This is a genomic window from Vibrio sp. R10-SF1-ISO8 (assembly GCF_059833805.1).
The window spans coordinates 205,811-227,213 of record NZ_JCBDHL010000012.1 but is presented as its reverse complement, the minus strand read 5'-3'; the positions used below and the strand labels follow the sequence as shown (position 1 = coordinate 227,213).

At 43.9% G+C, this 21,403-nt stretch carries 21 protein-coding genes; 8 read left to right on the top strand and 13 right to left on the bottom strand.

Annotation, left to right across the window (positions count from 1 at the left end):
* Positions 1-65: 65 nt before the first annotated feature.
* Together AC6R00_RS10415 and AC6R00_RS10410 are read right to left on the bottom strand one after the other, a co-directional pair.
* Positions 66-380: a hypothetical protein gene (locus AC6R00_RS10415; RefSeq protein WP_500640368.1), complete on the bottom strand. Its 315-nt coding sequence runs from the start codon at positions 378-380 to the stop codon at positions 66-68.
* Between the two features lie 225 nt (positions 381-605).
* Entirely contained in the window at positions 606-986 is a 381-nt protein-coding gene (locus AC6R00_RS10410; protein ID WP_500640367.1) for a winged helix-turn-helix transcriptional regulator, read from the bottom strand.
* Positions 987-1,136: 150 nt separating this feature from the next.
* Between AC6R00_RS10410 and AC6R00_RS10405 the strand changes: the two genes are divergently transcribed.
* Positions 1,137-1,679, top strand: a complete 543-nt coding sequence (locus AC6R00_RS10405; RefSeq protein WP_500640366.1) for a nuclear transport factor 2 family protein — start codon at positions 1,137-1,139, stop codon at positions 1,677-1,679.
* A gap of 68 nt (positions 1,680-1,747) precedes the next feature.
* Here the strand turns inward: AC6R00_RS10405 and AC6R00_RS10400 are convergent, their stop codons facing one another.
* A complete protein-coding gene (locus AC6R00_RS10400; RefSeq protein ID WP_500640365.1) occupies positions 1,748-2,422 on the bottom strand; it encodes a DUF1826 domain-containing protein in 675 nt (224 codons plus the stop codon).
* A gap of 429 nt (positions 2,423-2,851) precedes the next feature.
* On the opposite strand from AC6R00_RS10400, the gene AC6R00_RS10395 reads away from it, so the two are divergent.
* On the top strand, positions 2,852-3,826 hold the full coding sequence (locus AC6R00_RS10395) for a DUF1852 domain-containing protein (protein ID WP_500640364.1): 975 nt from the start codon (positions 2,852-2,854) through the stop codon (positions 3,824-3,826).
* 23 nt (positions 3,827-3,849) lie between these two features.
* The gene (locus AC6R00_RS10390) at positions 3,850-4,878 is read left to right on the top strand and encodes a methionine synthase (protein WP_500640363.1); all 1,029 of its coding nucleotides are present in this window, start codon (positions 3,850-3,852) and stop codon (positions 4,876-4,878) included.
* Between the two features lie 36 nt (positions 4,879-4,914).
* Here AC6R00_RS10390 and AC6R00_RS10385 read toward each other — a convergent pair whose 3' ends face one another.
* The 3 genes from AC6R00_RS10385 to AC6R00_RS10375 form a co-directional block, all read right to left on the bottom strand.
* Entirely contained in the window at positions 4,915-6,117 is a 1,203-nt protein-coding gene (locus tag AC6R00_RS10385; protein WP_500640362.1) for a GGDEF domain-containing protein, read from the bottom strand.
* Positions 6,118-6,234: 117 nt separating this feature from the next.
* Positions 6,235-7,263: a dihydroorotase gene (pyrC, locus tag AC6R00_RS10380; protein WP_500640361.1), complete on the bottom strand. Its 1,029-nt coding sequence runs from the start codon at positions 7,261-7,263 to the stop codon at positions 6,235-6,237.
* 171 nt (positions 7,264-7,434) lie between these two features.
* Complete coding sequence (locus AC6R00_RS10375) at positions 7,435-7,593, bottom strand: YqaE/Pmp3 family membrane protein (RefSeq protein WP_500640360.1); 159 nt, start codon at positions 7,591-7,593, stop codon at positions 7,435-7,437.
* Between the two features lie 232 nt (positions 7,594-7,825).
* Here AC6R00_RS10375 and AC6R00_RS10370 point away from each other — a divergent pair, with 232 nt between their 5' ends.
* Positions 7,826-9,643 carry an MOSC N-terminal beta barrel domain-containing protein gene (locus AC6R00_RS10370; protein ID WP_500640359.1) on the top strand — a complete coding sequence of 606 codons (1,818 nt, stop codon included), beginning with the start codon at positions 7,826-7,828 and terminating at the stop codon, positions 9,641-9,643.
* Positions 9,644-9,689: 46 nt separating this feature from the next.
* On the opposite strand, the gene AC6R00_RS10365 is transcribed toward AC6R00_RS10370, so the two are convergent.
* Both AC6R00_RS10365 and AC6R00_RS10360 read right to left on the bottom strand, forming a co-directional pair.
* Positions 9,690-10,601 (bottom strand): sensor domain-containing diguanylate cyclase, encoded by a 912-nt coding sequence (locus AC6R00_RS10365; protein ID WP_500640358.1) that lies wholly within the window; start codon positions 10,599-10,601, stop codon positions 9,690-9,692.
* A gap of 139 nt (positions 10,602-10,740) precedes the next feature.
* Entirely contained in the window at positions 10,741-11,640 is a 900-nt protein-coding gene (locus AC6R00_RS10360) for a DMT family transporter (protein WP_500640357.1), read from the bottom strand.
* A 99-nt stretch (positions 11,641-11,739) separates the two neighbouring features.
* Here AC6R00_RS10360 and AC6R00_RS10355 point away from each other — a divergent pair, with 99 nt between their 5' ends.
* Positions 11,740-12,528 carry an AraC family transcriptional regulator gene (locus tag AC6R00_RS10355; RefSeq protein ID WP_500640356.1) on the top strand — a complete coding sequence of 263 codons (789 nt, stop codon included), beginning with the start codon at positions 11,740-11,742 and terminating at the stop codon, positions 12,526-12,528.
* On the opposite strand, the gene AC6R00_RS10350 is transcribed toward AC6R00_RS10355, so the two are convergent.
* Positions 12,520-13,443 (bottom strand): M14 family metallopeptidase, encoded by a 924-nt coding sequence (locus AC6R00_RS10350; RefSeq protein ID WP_500640409.1) that lies wholly within the window; start codon positions 13,441-13,443, stop codon positions 12,520-12,522. The genes AC6R00_RS10355 and AC6R00_RS10350 overlap by 9 nt on opposite strands.
* A 146-nt stretch (positions 13,444-13,589) precedes the next feature.
* Positions 13,590-14,237, bottom strand: a complete 648-nt coding sequence (locus AC6R00_RS10345) for a DsbA family oxidoreductase (protein WP_500640355.1) — start codon at positions 14,235-14,237, stop codon at positions 13,590-13,592.
* Positions 14,238-14,506: 269 nt separating this feature from the next.
* On the opposite strand from AC6R00_RS10345, the gene AC6R00_RS10340 reads away from it, so the two are divergent.
* Positions 14,507-15,859 carry an alpha-amylase family protein gene (locus tag AC6R00_RS10340; RefSeq protein ID WP_500640354.1) on the top strand — a complete coding sequence of 451 codons (1,353 nt, stop codon included), beginning with the start codon at positions 14,507-14,509 and terminating at the stop codon, positions 15,857-15,859.
* A 51-nt stretch (positions 15,860-15,910) separates the two neighbouring features.
* Here the strand turns inward: AC6R00_RS10340 and AC6R00_RS10335 are convergent, their stop codons facing one another.
* Positions 15,911-17,779: a methyl-accepting chemotaxis protein gene (locus AC6R00_RS10335; protein WP_500640353.1), complete on the bottom strand. Its 1,869-nt coding sequence runs from the start codon at positions 17,777-17,779 to the stop codon at positions 15,911-15,913.
* Between the two features lie 85 nt (positions 17,780-17,864).
* Positions 17,865-18,476, bottom strand: a complete 612-nt coding sequence (locus AC6R00_RS10330) for an AraC family transcriptional regulator (RefSeq protein ID WP_500640352.1) — start codon at positions 18,474-18,476, stop codon at positions 17,865-17,867.
* Between the two features lie 188 nt (positions 18,477-18,664).
* Here AC6R00_RS10330 and AC6R00_RS10325 point away from each other — a divergent pair, with 188 nt between their 5' ends.
* On the top strand, positions 18,665-19,765 hold the full coding sequence (locus tag AC6R00_RS10325) for a 1-acyl-sn-glycerol-3-phosphate acyltransferase (protein WP_500640351.1): 1,101 nt from the start codon (positions 18,665-18,667) through the stop codon (positions 19,763-19,765).
* Between the two features lie 52 nt (positions 19,766-19,817).
* Here AC6R00_RS10325 and nadE read toward each other — a convergent pair whose 3' ends face one another.
* Entirely contained in the window at positions 19,818-20,645 is an 828-nt protein-coding gene (nadE, locus tag AC6R00_RS10320) for an NAD(+) synthase (protein WP_500640350.1), read from the bottom strand.
* A 187-nt stretch (positions 20,646-20,832) separates the two neighbouring features.
* On the opposite strand from nadE, the gene AC6R00_RS10315 reads away from it, so the two are divergent.
* Entirely contained in the window at positions 20,833-21,345 is a 513-nt protein-coding gene (locus AC6R00_RS10315) for a nicotinate-nicotinamide nucleotide adenylyltransferase (RefSeq protein ID WP_500640349.1), read from the top strand.
* The last annotated feature ends 58 nt before the right edge of the window (positions 21,346-21,403 follow it).

Genomic DNA, 21,403 nt, shown 5'->3' with positions numbered 1-21,403 from the left:
TTCGAATGAAGCAGAAGCAAAAGCCCGATTGAGCGTCGGGCTTTTTGACATCCATGTAATTCTGTTTAGAACGATGTTAAGTAACGTTGTTCACGTACTGTGACACCATTCTCGTCTTCAATCTCGAATGTGAATGAACGGCCGTGGTCAAGTAAGTTTGCTGCCATAAACGTACCTTTCTCACCTGTGGTGAAGTATTGGGTACCGTTGCCTTTCACTTTCACTTTTACATCGCTAACTGGAGCGCCATTTTCTAGAACAGTCACTACTGCTTGGTTTTGGAATGTCTTGATTCGGATCGACTGATCTTTTGCTGGCATTGCTGAAGCCATTGTAGATGTTAATGCCGCAATAATTAGAGTTGTGATAGCTGTTTTCATAATCTTATTCCTCTGAATGCTTTTATTAAGAACCGCAGTTCTTGGTGCGGGAGAGATTATGCTTAAATTTATAAGTGTGATAAATATCACAATTGTCATTTCACTATTGCCAAAATGTCTATAATGATTGGGCTAACGAAAAGCCCCCGAACTCTGTCGAGGGATTTTAATTTTCTAATTTATGCAGGGTGAGGTGAGGGGCATCAGTAAAGTTGCACTTAGAAATTAGTTTCTCGCATCATAAGCTTTGCGGGCGCTTTCGATCTCTTGTCTGTGATCATCGGCCCAAGAAACTAACTGATACAGGGGCTTAACTAGCTCTCGCCCAATACTTGTTAAGCTATATTCTACTTTTACCGGAACTTCAGGATAGACCGTTCTATTCACGTAACCCTCGCGCTCTAAATCTCTTAGCGTTTGAGTTAGCATCCTTTGGGATATGCCCTCAATCCTTGATTTCAATGAGTTGAACCTATCTTCTCCATCTACTAGGGCAAATAGGATGAGTAGTGACCATTTGTCACCAATTTGCGACACCACGTTACGAACAGCACATTCCTCATTGTTGTAGAAAATTCTTCTTTCTGGCTTAGCTTTAAGTGACATCTTGCTGCTCCTTTTTATTCCCAGAACTTGTCATAGGTTACCAAAATGTGCCTAGGGTAGCTTTTGGTACCTCCTTGTTATGTAGGTTACTATTAATTACTATGGTTATCAATGTATACCTATTTGAGATAACATCAACAGGAGTGAACTATGTTAAAGGCAATGACAACAACGATTCTTTTGCTATTAAGTACAACCGTTTATGCACAATCAACAGATAAGATAACGATCGATTTACAAAAACTGCAAAAGCCAAACTGGACAGCACAAGAGCGCGCAAATGCTGAGCTGATTACTGATTTTGTGCAAAATTTAATGAACAACCATAATTTTGATTATGTTCTTGAACATTATAACGATAGCGCTTACGTACAACACAATCGCAACCTGCCTGACAAAGTGACAGGGCTGGTGGGTTTCTTACAAGAGTTTGTAGAAGAGTATCCAGACTATACGTATGACGTTAAGCACATCTATGTCGATGGCGATTATGTCATCTTCCATTCGCATGCCACACTTGACAAAGAAGATCGAGGTAACGACCAGAAAGGAATGAACATCATTGATAAATGGCGTGTTGAAGATGGCCGAATTGTAGAGCACTGGGACTCCATTCAAGCTCTGGATTTTTCAATGAGAGTGTACTCATTGATTAGTGGTGGGGATATCCAAAACTCAAATGGTGTTTTTTAATTAAGTAATCAAAGTAAACCAATAGGGGCATTGTTGGCCCCTTTTGTTTACGTCTATCATATCGTCTTTTAACCAAAGTCGAGTGTCATTATAAATCGAGGTTTATCTGCATCAATGGTAGGAGAGCGGTGGACTAACGCTTTATCTTCATTACCTTCCCAGCGACCGCCTTTAAGCAATGCGACATCACCGCAATGCAATTGCTGAACATCCGATTCGTGTTTATAGAGGCCGGAAAGAGAGTCGGGTTGGCCATTGCTACCACGACCCAGTTTTGAACGATCTAAAGTTGGGTTAGCTAGCCACTCTGTTGCCGTACCATGATAGGTGGTCACAAGGCGACATGGCACCTGATCAACATGGAATCGCGGACACATGGCTCCGCTTAATGTGGCAAATCGCAATCCTACTTCATCCAACTCAAACAAGTAGCAGAACATATCAACCAGCTGAGCCATATCTTCGAGAAGAGCTTTTGGCGCTTCACCATCAGTCGCATAGTCAAGAACCTCAAATGCATTTGCAGGGGAAACAGTCAAAGATTTACTAACGGTTGGATTCGCGGCCATATATTGGCTGACGGCGTTGGCAAAGTCTTGGTCGAAACGTCGTTGCCAGACGGCAATATTGACCCCGTCTTGGTAGATATCACTCAGTACAGTGGCTTGCTTGCCTAAGCTAACGCATGGAGTTTCAAATTCCGTTGTGTCTCTTAAGGTAGGCTTAGCTATAACCGCATCCATTGAAAAATACTCCCGATATTATTGATAGCGCTGCGATTAGGAATCACAGCAAGTAGAACAACTGATTATTTATTGAATGTTATAACATAACAATTGCTAGGGTTAAACTTAATAGCGCCGAATAGGGGAGTGATATTAATCGCGCATGGCTTTGTCACGTCAGTTTTAAGTGCTCTTGTTTGAGATGAGCTTCCATCATGGGATTTGATTATGAATTTTTCTCATAATGTATTTGAAGTAAAACCATTGTTCTTAAAATGCGAATCAACGTTATAAAGGAACCTACTCTTATATCTAGACGGAATTAAGCCTTTTAATAGCTGGGTTGTTGAAGACCAAAGCTAACGGCTGACTAGAAAAATCAAAAATAAAATGAAGAGAGTAGGGAATAAATCAGCTTTCATCTAAGGAAATAGGATACAGAACGTTATGAGCAAAGAATTCACATTTAGCATCAAGAGCCTCAGCCTTGATGAGAACTACAGCCCGTCAGACAGCACACGTATTACGACTAACTTCGCTAACCTAGCGAGAGGCGAGAGTCGTCAACAGAACCTGCGTAATGCGCTTAATATGATTGATAATAATTTCAATGCCCTCGCGCACTGGGATAACCCTAACGGCGACCGCTACTCCGTTGAGCTTGAAATCGTTTCGGTAGATATGGATATTGAAGCTGGCGCTGAGAGCTTTCCTTCGATTGAAGTTTTAAAAACGTACATTGTCGATCATAAAGCGAATGAGCGTATTGAAGGCATAGTCGGTAACAACTTTTCTTCCTATGTTCGTGATTACGACTTTAGCGTTCTGCTCCTTGACCATAACAAGGATAAGCCGCAATTCACCATCCCAGAAGGTTTTGGTGATCTACATGGCAAACTGTTTAAGCATTTTGTCAATTCACCGACTTACAAGCAGAACTTCAAAAAGCGCCCAGTCATCTGCTTAAGCGTATCGGATAACAAGACTTATCATCGCACTGAAAACCAGCACCCAGTGCTAGGTTATGAGTATGAGCCAAATGAGTCTTCACTAACGGAGCAGTACTTCCAGAAAATGGGTCTACAAGTCCGTTACTTTATGCCGCCAAATAGTGTTGCTCCTTTTGCGTTCTACTTCTTTGGCGATCTACTCAATGATTACACCAACTTAGAGTTGATCAGTACGATCAGTACTATGGAAACGTTCCAAAAGATCTATCGTCCGGAGATTTACAACGCGAATGCAGTTGCGGGTAAATCTTACCAACCAAGCTTGAAAAACAGCGATCACTCTTTAACACAAATTGTGTATGACCGCGAAGAACGTAGCCGATTGGCAATAGAGCAAGGTAAGTTTGCTCAAGAGCACTTCATCAAGCCTTACCAAACTGTGTTAGAGCAATGGTCTGCTAACTACGCTTAATAATAATGAGAAGAAATAAAAGCATGAAAACACTATTACCGACTTCTACGGCAGGAAGCCTGCCAAAACCTTCTTGGTTAGCACAGCCAGAAACGCTTTGGTCACCTTGGAAACTGCAAGGTGAAGAATTAACAGATGGCAAACAAGATGCGCTTCGTTTGTCTTTGCAAGAACAGCAACATGCGGGCGTTGATATAGTCAGCGATGGTGAACAAACTCGCCAACACTTCGTTACGACATTCATCGAGCATTTAAGTGGCGTTGACTTTGAAAATCGCCAAACGGTAAAGATTCGTGACCGCTACGATGCCAGCGTACCAACAGTCGTGGGGCCTGTGAGTCGTCAAAAGCCTGTATTCGTTGAAGATGCTAAGTTTTTGCGTCAGCAAACAGATAAACCGATCAAGTGGGCGTTACCAGGCCCAATGACGATGATCGATACGCTTTACGATGACCATTACAAGAGTCGTGAAAAGCTCGCGTGGGAATTTGCCAAAATACTCAACCAAGAAGCGAAAGAGTTAGAGGCTGCTGGTGTCGATATCATCCAATTTGATGAGCCAGCATTTAACGTATTCTTTGATGATGTGAATGATTGGGGCATTGCGTGTCTAGAACGAGCCATTGAAGGGCTAAAATGTGAAACGGCGGTTCACATCTGTTACGGCTATGGCATTAAAGCAAATACAGATTGGAAGAAGACGCTAGGTAACGAGTGGCGACAATATGAAGAAGTGTTTCCAAAGCTGCAGAAGTCTAACATTGATATCATTTCGTTAGAATGTCATAACTCTCGCGTGCCGATTGAGCTGCTAGAGCTTATTCGCGGTAAAAAAGTGATGGTTGGGGCGATTGATGTCGCAACTGATAGCATTGAAACAGCTGAAGAAGTCGCAGAGACATTGCGTGAAGCTCTAAAGTATGTTGATGCAGATAAGCTTTATCCGTGTACCAACTGCGGTATGGCGCCACTATCTCGTGATGTTGCTCGCGGTAAATTGAATGCTTTAAGCGCGGGAGCAGAGCTCGTAAGAAGAGAGCTGTCAGCCTAGTTTAAAGGTGATGGCTAAATAAACATTCAAGTGTCGTTAAGATTTCAATTTATGGCTTAACGGCACTTGGGCATCACACGAATTATCACTGACAACGACTTTATTACGCCCCTGATTCTTAGCATCGTACAGTGCTTTGTCGGCACGTTCTATTAATCCTTCCCAATGCTCGTTTGCTAATAACTCACTGACCCCAAAGCTTGCGGTACAAAATTCTCTGTTACTGGGTAACATTGTTGTTCGCTCGATAACGTTTCGTAGTTTTTCTGCGACGGTTTTCGCTTGGCTTTTGTTGGTTTCTGGGAGTAAGACTAAAAACTCCTCCCCTCCATAGCGAAATGAAAAATCGTTTTTTCGCGTTTCGATGCGAAGCAGTCTGCCTATCGTCCTTAGCACATGGTCCCCCGCTTGGTGACCATACACGTCATTGATCTGTTTGAATCTATCTATATCGATCAGTAAGACAGAAAGAGAATGTTCAAAGCGCTGCGCTCGCGCGACTTCTTTAGGAGCAAACTCTTCAAGAGCCCTACGGTTATAGAGTCGTGTGAGCTCATCTTTAAGTGATGAATTGTAGATAGTTGCTACTAATCTTCCTGTTAACATCCAAGTAATCGCAAAGCCGATAAAAATGATCATTGCTATTATGGTGAGGAAAGCGAGTTGCTGAACCCAGTTAGCGACCATAAAGTCATCTACCTTGTCTTCAAAAGGAAGCATACCAAGGCGGAACAAGCCATATGCGGCGTAGATTAGCATCCCTAAAGACAATAAACGTTTTGAAGGGGCGATGTCTTCCTTAGCACCATGTTGGTTTGCGTATATTGTCAGAAAGCTAAGTACAGAAGTGTATCCGGCCATAATGGCGATACGGGCGTCAGTTGAAGAGGAAAAGAAGGTACAATAAGTAAGTAGGACAATCACCACAGGAAGGGAATAGTAGCCATAATTGGCGAGTGACGCAGAGTATCCCCTTAATAGGCAAACACCATGCAAAATAAGAATAAAACTTATGGATATAATGGAGTTAGCTAGGATCTTGGAAATCCATAATGACACAGTATTGCCAAAGCTCATCAGCATAAAACCCAAGCCAAGCAGCATCAAGGCTAATGCAATTAAGTTGATTCCACGTATACGTGGCTGAAGAGTTTGAATCAAGGCGAGCCCAACACAATACGTCAGCGACAGTATGACGCAGACGACAGATAGCGTGGGAATATCTAACTCAATCAGCATAGTGACCTCAAAATGAACACTACATTGAGTTTAGGTTATATTGATGGAATGCTAAATAAAAACCCCAGTAACTATTACCTAGTTACTGGGGTTAGTTAATAGGATTAGATTAGGTGTTTACTTAACCGTCCACTTAACCTCTTCACCTGCGCGAATAGGCACAACGACATCACCACCAAATGGCATCGTTTCAGCTACAGGCCAAGCTTCTTTGGTTAGTGTTACTGTATCTTGGTTACGAGGTACACCATAAAAATCCGGACCGTTGTGGCTTGCAAATGCTTCTAGATTTTCTAGCTTACCTTCTAGCTCAAACACTTCTGTGTAAAGCTCTAGCGCAGCGTGCGCAGTGTAAGAACCCGCACAGCCACAAGCGGCTTCTTTCATGCCTTTAGTGTGTGGAGCTGAGTCAGTTCCTAGGAAAAACTTCTTACTGCCGCTCGTTGCCGCTTCAATCAGCGCTTGCTGGTGGGTGTTGCGTTTAAGAATGGGTAGACAGTAGAAGTGGGGTTTGATGCCGCCAACCAGCATGTGATTGCGGTTGTAGAGTAAGTGATGAGCGGTAATCGTCGCAGCAACATTGTCGTTGGCGTTTTTAACAAAGCTCGCTGCATCAGCAGTAGTAATATGTTCTAGAACAATCTTTAGATTCGGGAAGTCGTTGACGATTGGCGCAAGAACGGTATCTAAAAACTCTTTTTCACGGTCAAAAATATCGACATCGTGATGCGTCACCTCACCGTGAACCAGCAGTAACATTCCTACTTCTTGCATTACTTCAAGAACGTGGTAGATATTCTTCGCGTTGGTGACACCGGAATCTGAGTTGGTAGTCGCACCTGCTGGATAAAGCTTAGCGGCTACTACAGCGCCGGATTCTTTTGCTTTACGGATTTCATCTGGAGTCGTGTTATCCGTTAGGTAAAGCGCCATTAGAGGTTCAAAATGCTCGCTTGGCTTCTTAGCCATAATGCGTTCGCGGTAAGCCAGTGCCATTTCGGTATTGGTAACAGGTGGGATGGTATTCGGCATGATTAGCGCGCGTCCATTGTAGCGGCTAATATCTCGCACAGTATCCTTTAGAACTTCACCATCGCGTAGATGAACATGCCAGTCGTCAGGACGTGTGATCGTAAGTGTTGTCATTATTGCTCCCACCATAATAAAGGTTGTCTGATTGGAGCCTAAACGGGGCGAAAACTGTGAAGGCAAACGCTTACGCTTAGGCGACAGGATGATAGAGCAAACCGCTATGTATTTCATCCTCTTTTTTTGATGAAAGCCTTATTTGTCGTATATCTGTGCGTAATTAGACGCTTAGCGGACGGTTAACCATAGAGCATGAATAGAGCCCGGGATAAAAAAGAAAAATGTAAGAATTAAATTAATCAGAAAATCTTTGTTCAATCCCTTGTCTATGAAAACGGCAACAGGGGGAAGGAAGATACAAAGAAGAATCATAATAAGCTTGTTCATAATTAGAATCCTTAGAGTGCATGAATTGAGTATAGGGTGTGTGACGCATTATCTTAATAGGAGCCAGTATGTCTATTAGTCGAAGGTTTATCTATCAACATTAAGTGGAATCTGACGTGTAGAGACCTAGATTATCAAAACTGAGAACAACTCAATGGGATAACGTTTTGTAGAAGAAATTCAATCAAATCAAGTATAATGGCTGCACAATAATTCTAGCTTAGGATAAGCAATGTCAGCTCCAACTCTTTCTCAAATCAATGTCTATCCGGTCAAATCTGTGGGTGGATTGTCTCTCTCAACGGCTTGGGTTGAAAAGCAAGGTCTGATGTTTGACCGTCGATTTATGCTTGCACTCTCTGATGGGTCTATGGTCACGGCTCGAAAGTATCCACAGATGGTCAAAGTGCGTTCAAGTTTGCTACCTGATGGAGTGATCTTTACCGCTCAAGGTCAGTCGCCGCTGAGAGTTCGCTATGCGGACTTCAAAATGCAGGAAGCGCCAGCTCAAGTGTGGAAAGATCACTTCACGGCTTATACCACAACGGATGATGCTGATGATTGGTTCAGCCAAGTGTTAGGTCAACGTGTTGAGCTACTATTTAGTGGCGAGCAATCTAACCGGGTCCGAGAGAAGTTAGGCCACAATGTCAGTTTTGCAGATGGTTATCCAGTGTTAGTGATCAGTGAAGCTTCATTGGCAGAGCTAAACCGTCGTAGTCCAGAAGCTCACTCAATGGAGCAGTTTCGTACTAATCTTGTCGTTTCTGGCACGGAACCGTTTGGAGAAGATAGTTGGAAGCGCATTCGTATTGGAGAGGTGGAATTCGAAGCAGTAAAACCTTGTGAGCGCTGCATACTCACCACGGTAGATGTTGAAAGAGGTGAGTTGAGAACGAGCAAAGAGCCGCTGAATACTCTATCTCAGTTCCGCGCTAATGAGCTTGGTGGTGTTTTCTTTGGACAAAACTTAGTTGCAAAAAATGAAGGGATGATTCATCAAGGCGACAAAGTTGAAGTTTTGGAGTACAAAGAGAAAGAGTTCTACCCAGACAATACTCCTAAACAGTTACTAATGACGTGTGTTGAAAGAGAAGAAATTGCCCGTGACTTCGTCACTTTTTGGCTTGAACCTCAACACGGCGAACTACCTATCTATCAACCTGGTCAGCATTTACCTATCTCGATTGAGATTGATGGTGAGAATGTTGCTCGCCGATATACATTATCTTCAAGTCCTTCTCGTCCGGGGCGTTTAGCAATATCCGTTAAACGAATTGACGGCGGGCGCGTGTCAAATTGGCTCAGCGACAATCTTAATATTGGTGATACTCTGACGTGTGAACAGCCTGATGGTAGTTTCCATTTGGGTGAAAAACATGGACAGCCTATATTGTTACTTTCTGCGGGTAGCGGTGTTACACCTATGCTTTCTATGCTCCGTTACCTTTCGGATCACAATCAAGTCGATGACGTCGTCTTCTACCATCAATGCAGCAGCGTAGAAGATATTCCGTGTAAAGAAGAGTTGGATGAGTTAAGGCGTAAACACGATGGCTTAACGGTGCTGTTTTCCTTGTCTCAAGCCCCAACAGATTGGTTTGGCTTAAAAGGTCGCTTGACGCTCGCACACTTGAAGCAAATTCGCGATGTTGAACAGAGACAAGTCTTTGTCTGCGGGCCTGATGGTTTCATGCAAAAAGCAAAAAACTTGTTACTTAAGAAAGGTCTAGCAGAAGACAACTACCACCAAGAAGCATTTGGAGTCACTCAAACCTCTCAGCAGCCATTAAAAGAGCTTACCTTGAGTGTTAATGGTCATGTCTTCGTGGGTAATAACCAGAAAACGTTGCTTGAACAAGCTGAAGACGCAGGCGCACCGATCGCAAACAGTTGCCGAGCTGGGTTGTGTGGAGCATGTAAAGTGACTGTCGAGTCAGGGAAAGTGCATCAACCGGACGTACCAGCCTTGCAAGATCATGAGCGTAATATGGGTGTTGCACTGGCTTGTTGCTGCGTACCAGAAACCGATATCGAAGTCGTAAGTTAAGTTTCTATTTGAATTAAATCAGCCCCTGAATTAGGGGCCGACATTTTTACTCAATGACACTTCGATTTCTTCCTAGGTGTTTGGCTTTGTATAGGGCATCGTCAGCTCTACGGTACAAATCTAAAAACTCACTGTCGTTGGGAGAGAGCTGGGTAACACCACAGCTTAAAGAAAATGGAGATTCTAAAATATTGAGTTCTGATTCAAGAAATTGATGACGCAGCCGCTCCGCAACATCAAGGGCTTCTTTTCCTGTTGTATCGTTAAGCACTATCAAGAACTCTTCACCTCCGACTCGACCACAGTGATCGCTCTTTCTTAAGTTACTGTGAATGATGTTGGCAAGTTCCACTATCACATTGTCACCAAAATCGTGCCCAAACGAATCGTTGACGCGCTTAAAGTGGTCAATATCTATGATGATGCAAGATAGTGCAGAATCTTGTTGCCTTGCCTTTTCATAAGAAGATTCAAAACATTGCCAGATTTTACGGCGGTTATAGAGTCTGGTCAGTTCATCCGTGTAAGCTTGTTCTGCAAGTTTTTCCCTTAGCTCTACGATGTCGGTGATATCAGTAGAAACACCAATAAGACCGATGACCTGCTTTGTTTTAGAGTGAATGATCGGTTGTTTGATGGCTCGGTAAACACGGACTCTGCCATCTGTTACGGCTAAAGCGCGCTCCTCGTTGATCACCTTTTGACCAGTGTTAAAAACCATCTCATCGGTTTTGAGAATGTCGGCTAACATATGTGGTTCAAAAAACGCGTAGTCAGTTTTACCTTTGAGCTCATTTAACGTGGTATTAAACAGCTCTAAGGTCAGTTGATTAGCGTAAAGATATTCACCTTGGCGATTCTTAACGAATACGTAAGAGCCAATCTCATTCAGAACAACTTCATGCAACGTAAATTGGTCGTGATTATATATCTCTTCTATATGCTCCAATTCGATCATCTGACCTCCATCATGGTAATGAGGTCTAGCCAATGTCAGACGCAGTTATATTGTTATTGTGTATAGAGTTTGCTTTGTTGGTAAATGTCCAATATGCAAGCTGGATACTACAAACATATACCCATTCCCCCTCAAGTACCTATACCTGATTAACATTTTCTAATGATTTTCTACTTAAGTGCTTGAATTTTAGTTGTGAAAGAACTACGCCAGATACCACAAGTAAGCCGCCCATGACATGGTAGCTGTATACCGCCTCACCTAACATGGTCGCAGCTAAAGTTATAGCGACGACTGGCATTAAATTCATAAACATTGCACTCGAATCTGCGCCAATCAAATCAATCGCCTTAACCCACATCCAAGGAGCGGCAATTGAGGCTGCGAGACCAGCGTAAGCTATCAAAGGTATCGCGTCTTGGCTTGGCAACAACTGCTCGCTGGTCAACCATAGTGGCGTGAGCATGACAAGGGCAAGCAAACCCTGCATATACACCATCGTCCAGTTAGATAGAGGCATCTTCCAGCGCTTGAGAAGGACGCAATAAGCAGCGTAGCAAATGGAAGCGACGACCATAATGCCGTCACCAGGGGTAATGTCTTGATGTAAAAAGAATACCACGTCACCTTTGCCCAGCATAAATGCCAGTCCGGCTAACGCTATCACGCCACCAACGATACTGAGTGGGGAAATTGGCTTAGATAGAATCGGTACACTCATAAAAATCGCAATCAATGGCACCAACGAAGTAATTAGCGCCATATTCGAAGCTGTAGTTGTTAATCCTGCGTAATAGGAAAGCGACTGATTCAAAACCATACCTAGCATTGACAGAAAGGCAAGTTTTGCCAAGTAAGGGCGTATTACGTCCCAGCGTTGAATGACTTTTGGTAGGCAAAATGGTGTGAGTACGACAACCGCCAGAAACCAGCGATAAAAGCTCATTGCGCTGGGTTCAATGGTACTCGCCGCCATTTTGTTTACGATAGCGTTGCCGCCCCATATACATACGGTTAAAAAAGGAAGTAGGTAGACCATGTGAACACCATCGCATTATTTTTAGTGGAAGCCAGTCTGACAGGTCGATATAATTATATATATCTTTAAAAAGACATTGTGAGTCATAGGAAGACAAGTTTGAGAAAGTCTGCAAAACACCTTCATCCCTCGTTATCAATTGATAAGGCACCATCAGATGTATTTATGAATTTCGAGGCATTTCTCTCCAATACTGAAACTCGTATGCATAGCCACCCTTGGGGGCAGGTGCAGCTGATTAGTGGGGGGATTTTAGAAATGGAGGCAGAAGACACTCGATTTTTAGCGCCACCTCATTTAGCCATTTGGGTCCCGGCTGGGATAATGCATACCAGTTTTAACCGAAAGCCACTGTCGTACTGTTCGTTAAACATCGCTCAAGCTCATACAGAGAACTTTCCAGACTGTACCAGTCTTATTAAAGTCACACCGATAGTATCAGCCATTATTGATGACTTTCGTCAGCGCAGTATTAACGTTGCACAATCAGAGCGAGACAAGCGCTTGGTTCAAGTACTACTAGATCAACTCGCCACGCGAGACACTCAACATCATTTTCTACCATCTACAGACAATAAATACCTTGCCAAGATTCTCGCTGCGGTAGAAGAGAACCCGATTGATAACACTAGCTTGTCTGTTTGGGCAGAACGCGTGCATACCACTGAGCGGACGCTAGCAAGGCACTGCCAAGCTGAATTAGGAATGAGCTTTACCGAGTGGCGATTAAGAGTTCGCTACTTACATTCGATGGAGTTACTGCGCAAAGGCCACTCAGTGAAAGAGGTTGCGCTCACGCTAGGTTACAACCAAGCTAGCCCTTTTATTGCTATGTTTAAAAAATACTCCGGGCAGACCCCGGAGCAGTATAAGGGGCGGTTACTGTAGTTGTGCCACTACATAATCCAAGCCTCCGACAATGGCAGCGACTTGAGCGTCATTACACTCTTCGTCAGTCACTTTCGGGCTATCTGGGTAAACTTCCGTAGTGGTGCCATAGGTGCAGGTCGTTACACCGCCACATAGGCCGAGCTTAACCATTGGGTAGTTAATCACGCCGTGCTGAACCACAGCTGAACCAATGATTTCCCCTTTACCGTCTGCTGGAGCGATGTGAGTCACTTTACTTACTGATTCAATCACCGCAGCTTGGAACTCTGGCTGAGGGTTCTCAGTATCGCCTACGGTGTAAAAACCATCCGGAATCATACCTTCAATGTATTCGATACCATCGCGGGCGGCTAGGGCAGGGCGAAACTCGGTTTCGTCACTATCTGTGGTTTCGTGCAGGTCAATGTGAACCAGTACATCTTGGCCTAATGAAGCAACGAGCTTGATGAGGTTTGCAGATTCTTCGGCAGGCGAGTCTTGATAGAAAGAGCGGTTTGGATCAAGCGCTAATGGGTTCCAACGGTTGATCACTTCATAGCCCCATGGGCTCACACAAGGAGCAATCACAATGTTGAAATGCTCGCTGTACTTTTCCATCTCGTTGGCGGCAAACTTTAAAGCACCATGAACTCCGCTGGTTTCGTAGCCATGTACGCCACCTGTGACTAATACAATTGGCTTCTTATCATGCCAGTTTTTCGACTTTATACAGAAAAGCGGGTAACGCTCTTGGTCATAAGAGAGGGCGCCATATTGCTCAACATCAAACTGCGCTGAAAGTGCCTGAATCTTGGGAACGACTTCTTTTAGATATTCACGTTTAATCGTGGTTTGCTCACGCCAAGCGATTCGCTCAGCGTCACCCCATTTTTGCCCAGGGGTACCGATTGGATAAGTGTAAGAACTGCGCATTACCTTGCCTTTATCATTATGGTTGTAGAAAACGTCAAACAGCATAGTGTGCCCATTTAGGGCAGGCAAATATTATCTTGCAGAACGTGAAAGATTGACTTGGTTTTGACATCCTTTGTTGTGGCGATAATGCGGAGAAATGAGCGCTACTCTTGAGATTGGATAATCTGATTGATGGCCGATATTAGTAGTTCGGTCGTTTGCGCGCCGGAAATTAGGTGCTTTCGATTAATGATGATTGCAGGAACGGCATTGATACCCGCTTCAAGCCATTGTTGCTCTGTAGACGCAACGGCTTCAGCCCAACTTTCATCTTCTATGACGCTTGTGACGATATCTTGTTCTAGCCCTAACTCAGTGGCGTATTCAATCAGTACTTGAGAGTCGCTAATGTCTTTACCATCGGTAAAATAGGCTTGAAACAGAGCAAGCTCTAAGTCGAACTGTTTACCTTCGCTTTGTGCCCACATTAAAAGCTGGTGGGCTTTGCGCGTGTTATAGATTCGAGAGTCGTCATTGAAGTTGAACTCAAACCCTACTTCGTTACCTAGCTTGGTCAGAGTTTCGCGCGCAGAGATACTTGCTTCTGTTGTCGTGCCATACTTTTCAGCTAGGTGTTCTCGCAGATTTTGACCTTCGTCTCCCATTGCTGGGTTTAGCTCAAAAGGGTGCCACTGTATATCAGCTTCAACTTCATCCGCCAGAGCGGCAAGCGCGTGCTCTAGACGTTTGTAGCCAATAATGCACCATGGGCAAACGACATCAGAAACAATATCAATCCGAACTCTGTTCATATATCCATCCTTGTACCGCTCAGATGAAAGTATAGCGCTGTCCTCAATGAGATTTTACTAAATACCTCACTATTTCGGTAATCTACGCCTAAAAGCTACTACGTAAAAAAATAGACAAAGGGGGAAGAGCTTAGCGCGAATGCTTTGTTAGGATGGTAGTCAGTGTTCACTATAGATACTCAAGTGGCTTTGCCGTAAGAACTGAAAAGTAGAAATTAAGGGTATTTGGGTATCGTTATCGTGTTATGAATCTTGTAAAGGAAATCGTGATGAACTGTTCTCACGCAACTGATGTGATTTTGCACGCGTTTGATTGGCCATATGCAATGGTCGAACAACGAGCGCGACAGATCCATCAAGCGGGCTACAAGTACGTACTCGTTTCACCACCAATGAAATCATTAAAAAGGGAAACGGGGACCAAGTGGTGGCAACGCTATCAACCGCAAGATTATCGAGTGATCGATAATCAACTTGGCAATACAGAAACATTTAAAAGCATGTTGGAGACATTGTCGTCTTATGGCGTTGGTGTCTACGCCGATGTGGTGTTCAACCATATGGCGAACGAATCGTCGACAAGGACAGATCTAAAGTATCCAAACGCCTCAGACATGCTCGATTACCAACAATCTGCTGATTATTATCAGAATCAACGCATGTTTGGAGATTTAAGTGAGCCCATTTTCGATCATGACGACTTTGTCGAAGCGTTTGGAATTGAAGACTGGGAAGATCGCTGGCAAGTGCAAAATGGTCGTATCACTGGCGGTCCTACTGATCCAGGCTTACCAACATTAAGGGTTTGCTCACACGTTATTGAGCAACAGCAGGCTTATCTTAAAGCGCTTAAAGGTATGGGAGTCAAAGGGTTTCGCATTGATGCCGCTAAACACATGACTTTAGAACATCTAAAACAGGTTTGGACGGAAGAGATTTGCCAAGATATTCATATCTTCGGTGAAATTATTACCAGCGGTGGCGCAACGCAGCCAGAGTATGAGCTGTTCTTACAGCCCTATCTTGCTGAAACTCGATTGGGTGCCTATGACTTCCCGTTGTTTCAGACAATGTATGATGCGCTGCAAGTCGATGGCAGCTTAAAAAGCTTGGTCGACCCATATTGCTTCGGACAAGCGTTGTCTGAATCGCGGGCAATTACGTTTGCCATCACCCACGATATTCCTAACAACGATGTTTTCGCCAACTTGGTCATGAGCGAAAACCAAGAGTGGCTGGGGTATTGTTACTTGCTCGGGAGAGATGGCGGAGTACCACTGATATACACTGACCTCGATACGAGTGGGATCGTTAATTCAGACAAGCATCCACGCTGGGTCGATGCTTGGAAAGACGAAAAAATGATCGCAGCGATCGATTTTCACAATCGTATGCATGGCTCTCAAATGAAGATTGTTGAGGCTTCAGACGATCTATTGGTCTTTAGCCGGGGCAAAGAAGGTTTGGTTATTATTAACAAATCTAAACGCCCACAAACCATAGAATTCAAGGCTCAGTCAGATTGGATGGATTTGTTGTCGCTTGGCAGTTTTGCACCACAAAACGGTCAGTGTACCGCGGTGGTAGAACCTAATACGGCAATGATGTTAGTGGCAATTTGAAACAAAGTAGGCGCACTCAATTCGAGTGCGCCTCTTGGTTAGTGTGTTTGTCTAAACAGTAAATTTATTCAAAATCGAGTCTTGCTCTCGGATGTTTTCTGTTTGTGCTTGCATAGCAATATTGGCATTCTCAGCGGCATCCGCTACTTGAGTTGAAAGATCTTTGATCTTCACTGTATTGCCGTTAATTTCCTCGGCAACCAAGCTCTGTTCTTCTGCAGCGGAAGCGATTTGAATATTCATATCACTGATCTGCTGAATTGCATCACGGATGCTTTCCAGTGCGACATTCGCCTCTTGAGCTCGCTCAACCGCATTGGTGGCTGTGCTCTTGCTCATGTTCATCGCATTTGAGACAGAACTAGCACCGGCTTGAAGCTGTTCAATCATGTTGCGAATCTCAGTTGTTGACTCTTGAGTACGTTGTGCCAAGGTCCGAACCTCATCAGCAACCACAGCGAACCCTCGACCAGACTCGCCGGCGCGGGCTGCCTCAATTGCTGCGTTAAGGGCGAGTAGGTTAGTTTGATCAGCAATATCATTAATTACCTTCAAGATGGTTTCAATGTTATCTGTTGCTGATTCTAAGACTTTCACCTCTTCGACGGCTTCGTCGATTTTTTGTGATAAGTTGTCGATCGCGTGGGTTGTTTCACTGACTACCGCTGTACCTGTACTGGTGGCTTCATCGGCTTCACGTGCGGCGGCGGCTGCGCCTTGAGCATTATTGGCGACATCACCTGAGGTGGTGGCCATTTCATGCATGGCGGTAGCGAGCTGCTCTAACTCGTGCAATTGATCCTGCATTGCTGAAGCCGACTCTTGCAGCCCCATTGAGGTCATTTCAGAGCCCCGTAAAATCTCTTCCCCTATTGCTTTAGATTGCGTGATCAGTTGTTGCAAGGTTCCTGTGAACTCATTAAACCCTAAAGCCAGAGTAGAGAATTCTTGATCTGTGTTGGTATCGAGTCGTTTGGTTAAGTCACCTTGTCCTGTCGCGACATCCTGAATCGCATCTCCTAAGGTATCTAGTGGGCGCATCAAGGTCTTAATCAGAACAAGCAGAATCACAATACTGATAACCAAGGCTATGATGGTGTAGATAATTGAGCTGTTGCGAAGGTCTGCTAGTGACTGATAGGCCACTTCTTCATCAAGAACAACGCCAATGTACCAATCTTCACCAGGCACTTTTGAAAAGTCGAGTGTGTAAGCCTTGCCATCAATCATTGCCTGTTGCGGATCATCTTGGATAGGGGCATTGCCCAAGAAGTCTGACATAGGTTTACCGTTTAACTCAGTAGTGGGGTGGGCAATGGTTGTACCATCACCGGCGACAATAAACACATAGCCCGCATTGAACAATTGTACTTTGTTCACGACTTCAGCAAGTGCAGCAAGGCTCACATCATAAAAAATCGCTCCAATGAACTGACCGTTTTCTCGAACTGGTGTAGCAATTGAAACCAATATCTCGCCTGTGGCTGAGTCGGCGTAAGGGGCGGTAATTACAAGCTTTCCTGAGTTTTTTGCGTCAATGTACCAAGGTCGAACCCTAGGATCCCAAGTAGGCCCCGGATTCCATGAGGGGTCGTTGTTGATGTTTGAACCATCACTCTCAAAACCAAGGCCTGCCAAAAGAAAGGTATCTTTTACTATGGGGCGGGTAATGACAGCGGAGACAGCGTCGGGAGACAAGTCGACTTCGAGCATGCTGGTTGCGTACTCTGCGATAGCTTTACGTCCATTGATTTCTGCGGCGGTAGTGTTTCGAACGCCGTCTACGATTTCTGTAACGCTTGAGGTTACTTGCGTCTTAATTTCGTTTTTAACGGTGTAATATTGTTGCAAGGTTAGAAGGGTGACAGTCGCTAAAAGCAAGACAGACGAAGCGGCCACAATCTTATGGCTGAATTTCATTTCACAATCCTCTTCTATAAATAAAGCAGTTACTTATAGATTTATAGTTATGAAATGGGTATTCAGCCAGTAAAAGCGTGAACTTTTATGATATTTGCTGACCTAGAATGGTTTGCTCAAGGCTCGTCAGCAAAGCATCATTGCCATCAAACAAAGAATCAACAACTACAGGACGTTTCTTACCAGATTGCATCTGCTTGTTTGCTTCACGGACTCGCAATACCAACTTTAGTTCATTGGAGAGAGAGGACTCTTTATCGACTTGCCACTGATTAATCTGCTTTGTGTATCGAGTCTCTTTTAGCTCAGGCTTAAGCGTTGTAAGTTCGCTTTGTACGACTTTAAGCAGATCAACTTGACGTTCATGTTGACCATTGAGCCCTTCTAAACGGTTTATTAGTGCTGACAGGAGCTCCCCTGCCTGGATATAGCCACCCTGTTTAGGAAACGTTGCTCTAACTCGGCAAGAAACACTGACGGAGTGTGTAATGGTATTAGGCGTGTAAGTGAGCGAGGTAAGTGTGTCAAACGGTAGCCAGAACGACTGACCTGCTTCCACGGCATACTCCAACTTTCCAAGTTTGACTAACACCAAACCTTGCTTAACGCTGATAAGTTGATGTTTTAGCGACTTCTTACGTGGCGTACAAATGAGAAAGTCGTTCAGTTCAGATTGAAAAGATATAGCGTGGTGCATGGAATTTGTCTCTCGTTACGGGGCGCTAAGATTAACGTTTCTTGGAAAAAAAGCCAACTTTGTGCAAGTCATGGCGCAAATTCGAATAATTAGTCTGGTCTGACCTTAACGAATCTGAGAGAACTATAGCTGCCAAGAAACGTTTCTATGCGTAGAATAGTCCCGCTTTTTACCTAATGTATAAAATAATGACGACAAACACTGACCCATTTATTGAAATTCGTCCTTACAATGATGACGAGATTCCAGCGGCAATTGACCGCTTAGTTAACGATGAAGAATTCATCAGTGCTATTTTACAGCATCGCTTTTCTAACCATGCAGGCTGGTTCAAGACCTTAATGTCTCCAATGGTTAAGATTTACCTTAAGATGAAGTGGTCAAAACTGAACTCAGTTGAGACGATTCAGTTAGAGGTAAAGAAGTATCTTGATCAAACGCTTAAAACAACCACCAAAGGTGTCACATACAGCGGCCTAGAAAACCTAGATCCAGATCAAGCGTACCTTTTTGTTTCTAATCACCGTGATATCGCGATGGATCCTGCACTTGTTAACTATGGTTTGTTTCAAAGTGGTCATAAAACCGTGCGCATTGCGATTGGTGATAACCTACTGAAAAAGCCTTGTGCGACTGAGCTAATGAAGCTCAACAAAAGCTTTATTGTTAAGCGCTCGGCCAAGGGGCCGCGTGAGATGATGAAGGCATTGGGGACGTTGTCAGGCTACATCAAACACTCATTAGATACAGGTCACTCGATTTGGATTGCACAAAAAGAAGGTCGCGCAAAAGACGGCAACGACTTTACCGATCCTGCAATCCTAAAAATGTTTCACGTGGAAGGTCGTAAACAAAAGCTTTCGTTCCCAGAGTACATTAAATCTTTGAAGATTGTGCCAGTTGCGATCTCATACGAGAATGACCCTTGTGATATTGCCAAAGCGATTGAACTGCACGCTAAAGACTCTGTCGGAAGCTATGAAAAAGGTGAGTTCGAAGATATTGAAAGCATTATCCAAGGCATCGTGGGTGATAAAGGTCATGTGCATGTGGCGTTTGGTGACGTGATAGAGCAAGACTTCGAAACACCAGAGGCACTAGCCGAAGAGATTGATCGCCAAGTACATGCTAACTACAAACTGTTCCCTATCAATCAGCTCGCAGCAGGTAACGAAGACGTGAGTGATGATGTGAAAGCCACAATGGCTGACAAGCTCAATTTATTACCGCAAGACGCGCAGCCATTTTTAGTGGCTAGCTACGCGAATCCGGTTAAGAATCGCCCTTAGGCAAAAAGAATAGAAAATAGCCTCTCAATCGAGAGGCTATTTTGTTTTTACGTTAATCGTAAATGGTAGGTATTGGTTGACGCTTGTGCTGAGTCACTTTGTAAATCTGAATTAAGCGCTCGGTCACTTCCGCAGATACTGGCTTACCTTCTAGGAAATCATCAATCTGTTCGTAGGTAAGATTAAGCGCATCTTCGTCCGCTTTTTGTGGATCTAACTCTTCTAAGTCCGCCGTAGGAACTTTCTTAACCAACAACTCTGGCGCACCTAGTGTTGCGGCAACTTCACGTACTTGACGTTTACTAAGACCAAATAGAGGGGCAAGGTCACAAGCGCCGTCACCAAATTTGGTGTAGAAGCCAGTGATGTTTTCGGCAGAATGGTCAGTACCAATCACTAAACCACCGACATAACCTGCAATTTCGTATTGAGCGACCATTCGCGCACGGGCTTTAACGTTCCCTTTTACAAAATCTACTTTGGCTTTATCTTCAGGAAGTAACCCAGTCCCTTCAAGTGCGGTATGACTTGCCGCGTGAAGGCCGTCTACACCTGCTTTAATGTTAACGGAAACAGAGTGAGATGGCTGAATAAACTGAAGAGCGAGCTGCGCTTCATCTTCGTCTTTCTGCTCGCCGTAAGGCAGTCGAACTGCGATAAATTGGTAGCCGCCATTAGACTCTTCATTTAACTGCTCAACAGCTAGCTGCGCTAATCGACCACAGGTCGTTGAGTCAACACCACCACTGATACCAAGAACTAGAGATTTGCATCCGGCTTCTTGAAGTTTTCGCTTAATAAAGTCGACGCGACGTGTTATCTCAAAATGAGGGTCGATCGACGGCAGAACGCGCATTTCATCGCGAATCAACTGTTCCATTATGTTTCCTTCCTGCAAGCAATGTAGTTTAAAATTGGGTAGTAAAGTTGGTAGCCTTAACAGGTCTACCTCAGCAAGGCATATTTATGCTGAAGTGAACGTGTTAAAGTCACGTGCCTATATCATACCGCAATCAAGGAATTAGAAAACTGTGATCACGGTTTTCAATAAAGAGTAAATGAATAAAATGAGCAAAATTGCTGTATTTGGAAGCGCTTTTAACCCACCAAGTCTGGGCCACAAGAGCGTGATCGAGTCATTAACCCATTTTGACCGGGTTTTGCTACTGCCAAGCATTGCTCACGCTTGGGGTAAACAGATGTTGGAATACAGTGCTCGATGCGACCTGGTTGATGCTTTTATTGAAGACTTGCACGTGAATAACGTAGAGCGATCTACGATTGAAGAGTCTCTTTATTCACCAGAAAGTAGTGTAACGACTTATGCCGTACTTGAAGCTTTGCAAGTTCAATACCCAGACAGTGAATTAACCTTTGTTATGGGTCCAGATAACTTACTTAACTTTGCTAAGTTTCATAAAGCAGAAGAAATCGTCAATCGCTGGTCTCTTTTATGTTGCCCTGAAAAAGTAAAAGTGAGAAGTACCGATATTCGCAATGCCCTTAAACAGCACAAAGATATTTCACATCTTGTTACGCTAAAAGTATTACGCAAATTAATCGAAAAGGAGTATTATTAAATAGGATTGCGTTCTATATATTTGAGGTGTGAATGTTTAGGTGTGGAATGATATGGGT

Bases quoted from the DNA above. Each gene is read 5' to 3' on its own strand.
- AC6R00_RS10410 (WP_500640367.1), bottom strand. From the start codon at position 986: ATGTCACTTAAAGCTAAGCCAGAAAGAAGAATTTTCTACAACAATGAG.
- AC6R00_RS10350 (WP_500640409.1), bottom strand. From the start codon at position 13,443: ATGCGCAGTTCTTACACTTATCCAATCGGTACCCCTGGGCAAAAATGG.
- AC6R00_RS10405 (WP_500640366.1), top strand. From the start codon at position 1,137: ATGTTAAAGGCAATGACAACAACGATTCTTTTGCTATTAAGTACAACC.
- AC6R00_RS10370 (WP_500640359.1), top strand. From the start codon at position 7,826: ATGTCAGCTCCAACTCTTTCTCAAATCAATGTCTATCCGGTCAAATCT.
- AC6R00_RS10315 (WP_500640349.1), top strand. From the start codon at position 20,833: ATGAGCAAAATTGCTGTATTTGGAAGCGCTTTTAACCCACCAAGTCTG.
- AC6R00_RS10345 (WP_500640355.1), bottom strand. From the start codon at position 14,237: ATGAACAGAGTTCGGATTGATATTGTTTCTGATGTCGTTTGCCCATGG.
- AC6R00_RS10365 (WP_500640358.1), bottom strand. From the start codon at position 10,601: ATGATCGAATTGGAGCATATAGAAGAGATATATAATCACGACCAATTT.
- AC6R00_RS10325 (WP_500640351.1), top strand. From the start codon at position 18,665: ATGACGACAAACACTGACCCATTTATTGAAATTCGTCCTTACAATGAT.
- AC6R00_RS10415 (WP_500640368.1), bottom strand. From the start codon at position 380: ATGAAAACAGCTATCACAACTCTAATTATTGCGGCATTAACATCTACA.
- AC6R00_RS10375 (WP_500640360.1), bottom strand. From the start codon at position 7,593: ATGAACAAGCTTATTATGATTCTTCTTTGTATCTTCCTTCCCCCTGTT.
- nadE (WP_500640350.1), bottom strand. From the start codon at position 20,645: ATGGAACAGTTGATTCGCGATGAAATGCGCGTTCTGCCGTCGATCGAC.
- AC6R00_RS10340 (WP_500640354.1), top strand. From the start codon at position 14,507: ATGAACTGTTCTCACGCAACTGATGTGATTTTGCACGCGTTTGATTGG.
- pyrC (WP_500640361.1), bottom strand. From the start codon at position 7,263: ATGACAACACTTACGATCACACGTCCTGACGACTGGCATGTTCATCTA.
- AC6R00_RS10395 (WP_500640364.1), top strand. From the start codon at position 2,852: ATGAGCAAAGAATTCACATTTAGCATCAAGAGCCTCAGCCTTGATGAG.
- AC6R00_RS10360 (WP_500640357.1), bottom strand. From the start codon at position 11,640: ATGGTCTACCTACTTCCTTTTTTAACCGTATGTATATGGGGCGGCAAC.
- AC6R00_RS10385 (WP_500640362.1), bottom strand. From the start codon at position 6,117: ATGCTGATTGAGTTAGATATTCCCACGCTATCTGTCGTCTGCGTCATA.
- AC6R00_RS10390 (WP_500640363.1), top strand. From the start codon at position 3,850: ATGAAAACACTATTACCGACTTCTACGGCAGGAAGCCTGCCAAAACCT.
- AC6R00_RS10330 (WP_500640352.1), bottom strand. From the start codon at position 18,476: ATGCACCACGCTATATCTTTTCAATCTGAACTGAACGACTTTCTCATT.
- AC6R00_RS10335 (WP_500640353.1), bottom strand. From the start codon at position 17,779: ATGAAATTCAGCCATAAGATTGTGGCCGCTTCGTCTGTCTTGCTTTTA.
- AC6R00_RS10400 (WP_500640365.1), bottom strand. From the start codon at position 2,422: ATGGATGCGGTTATAGCTAAGCCTACCTTAAGAGACACAACGGAATTT.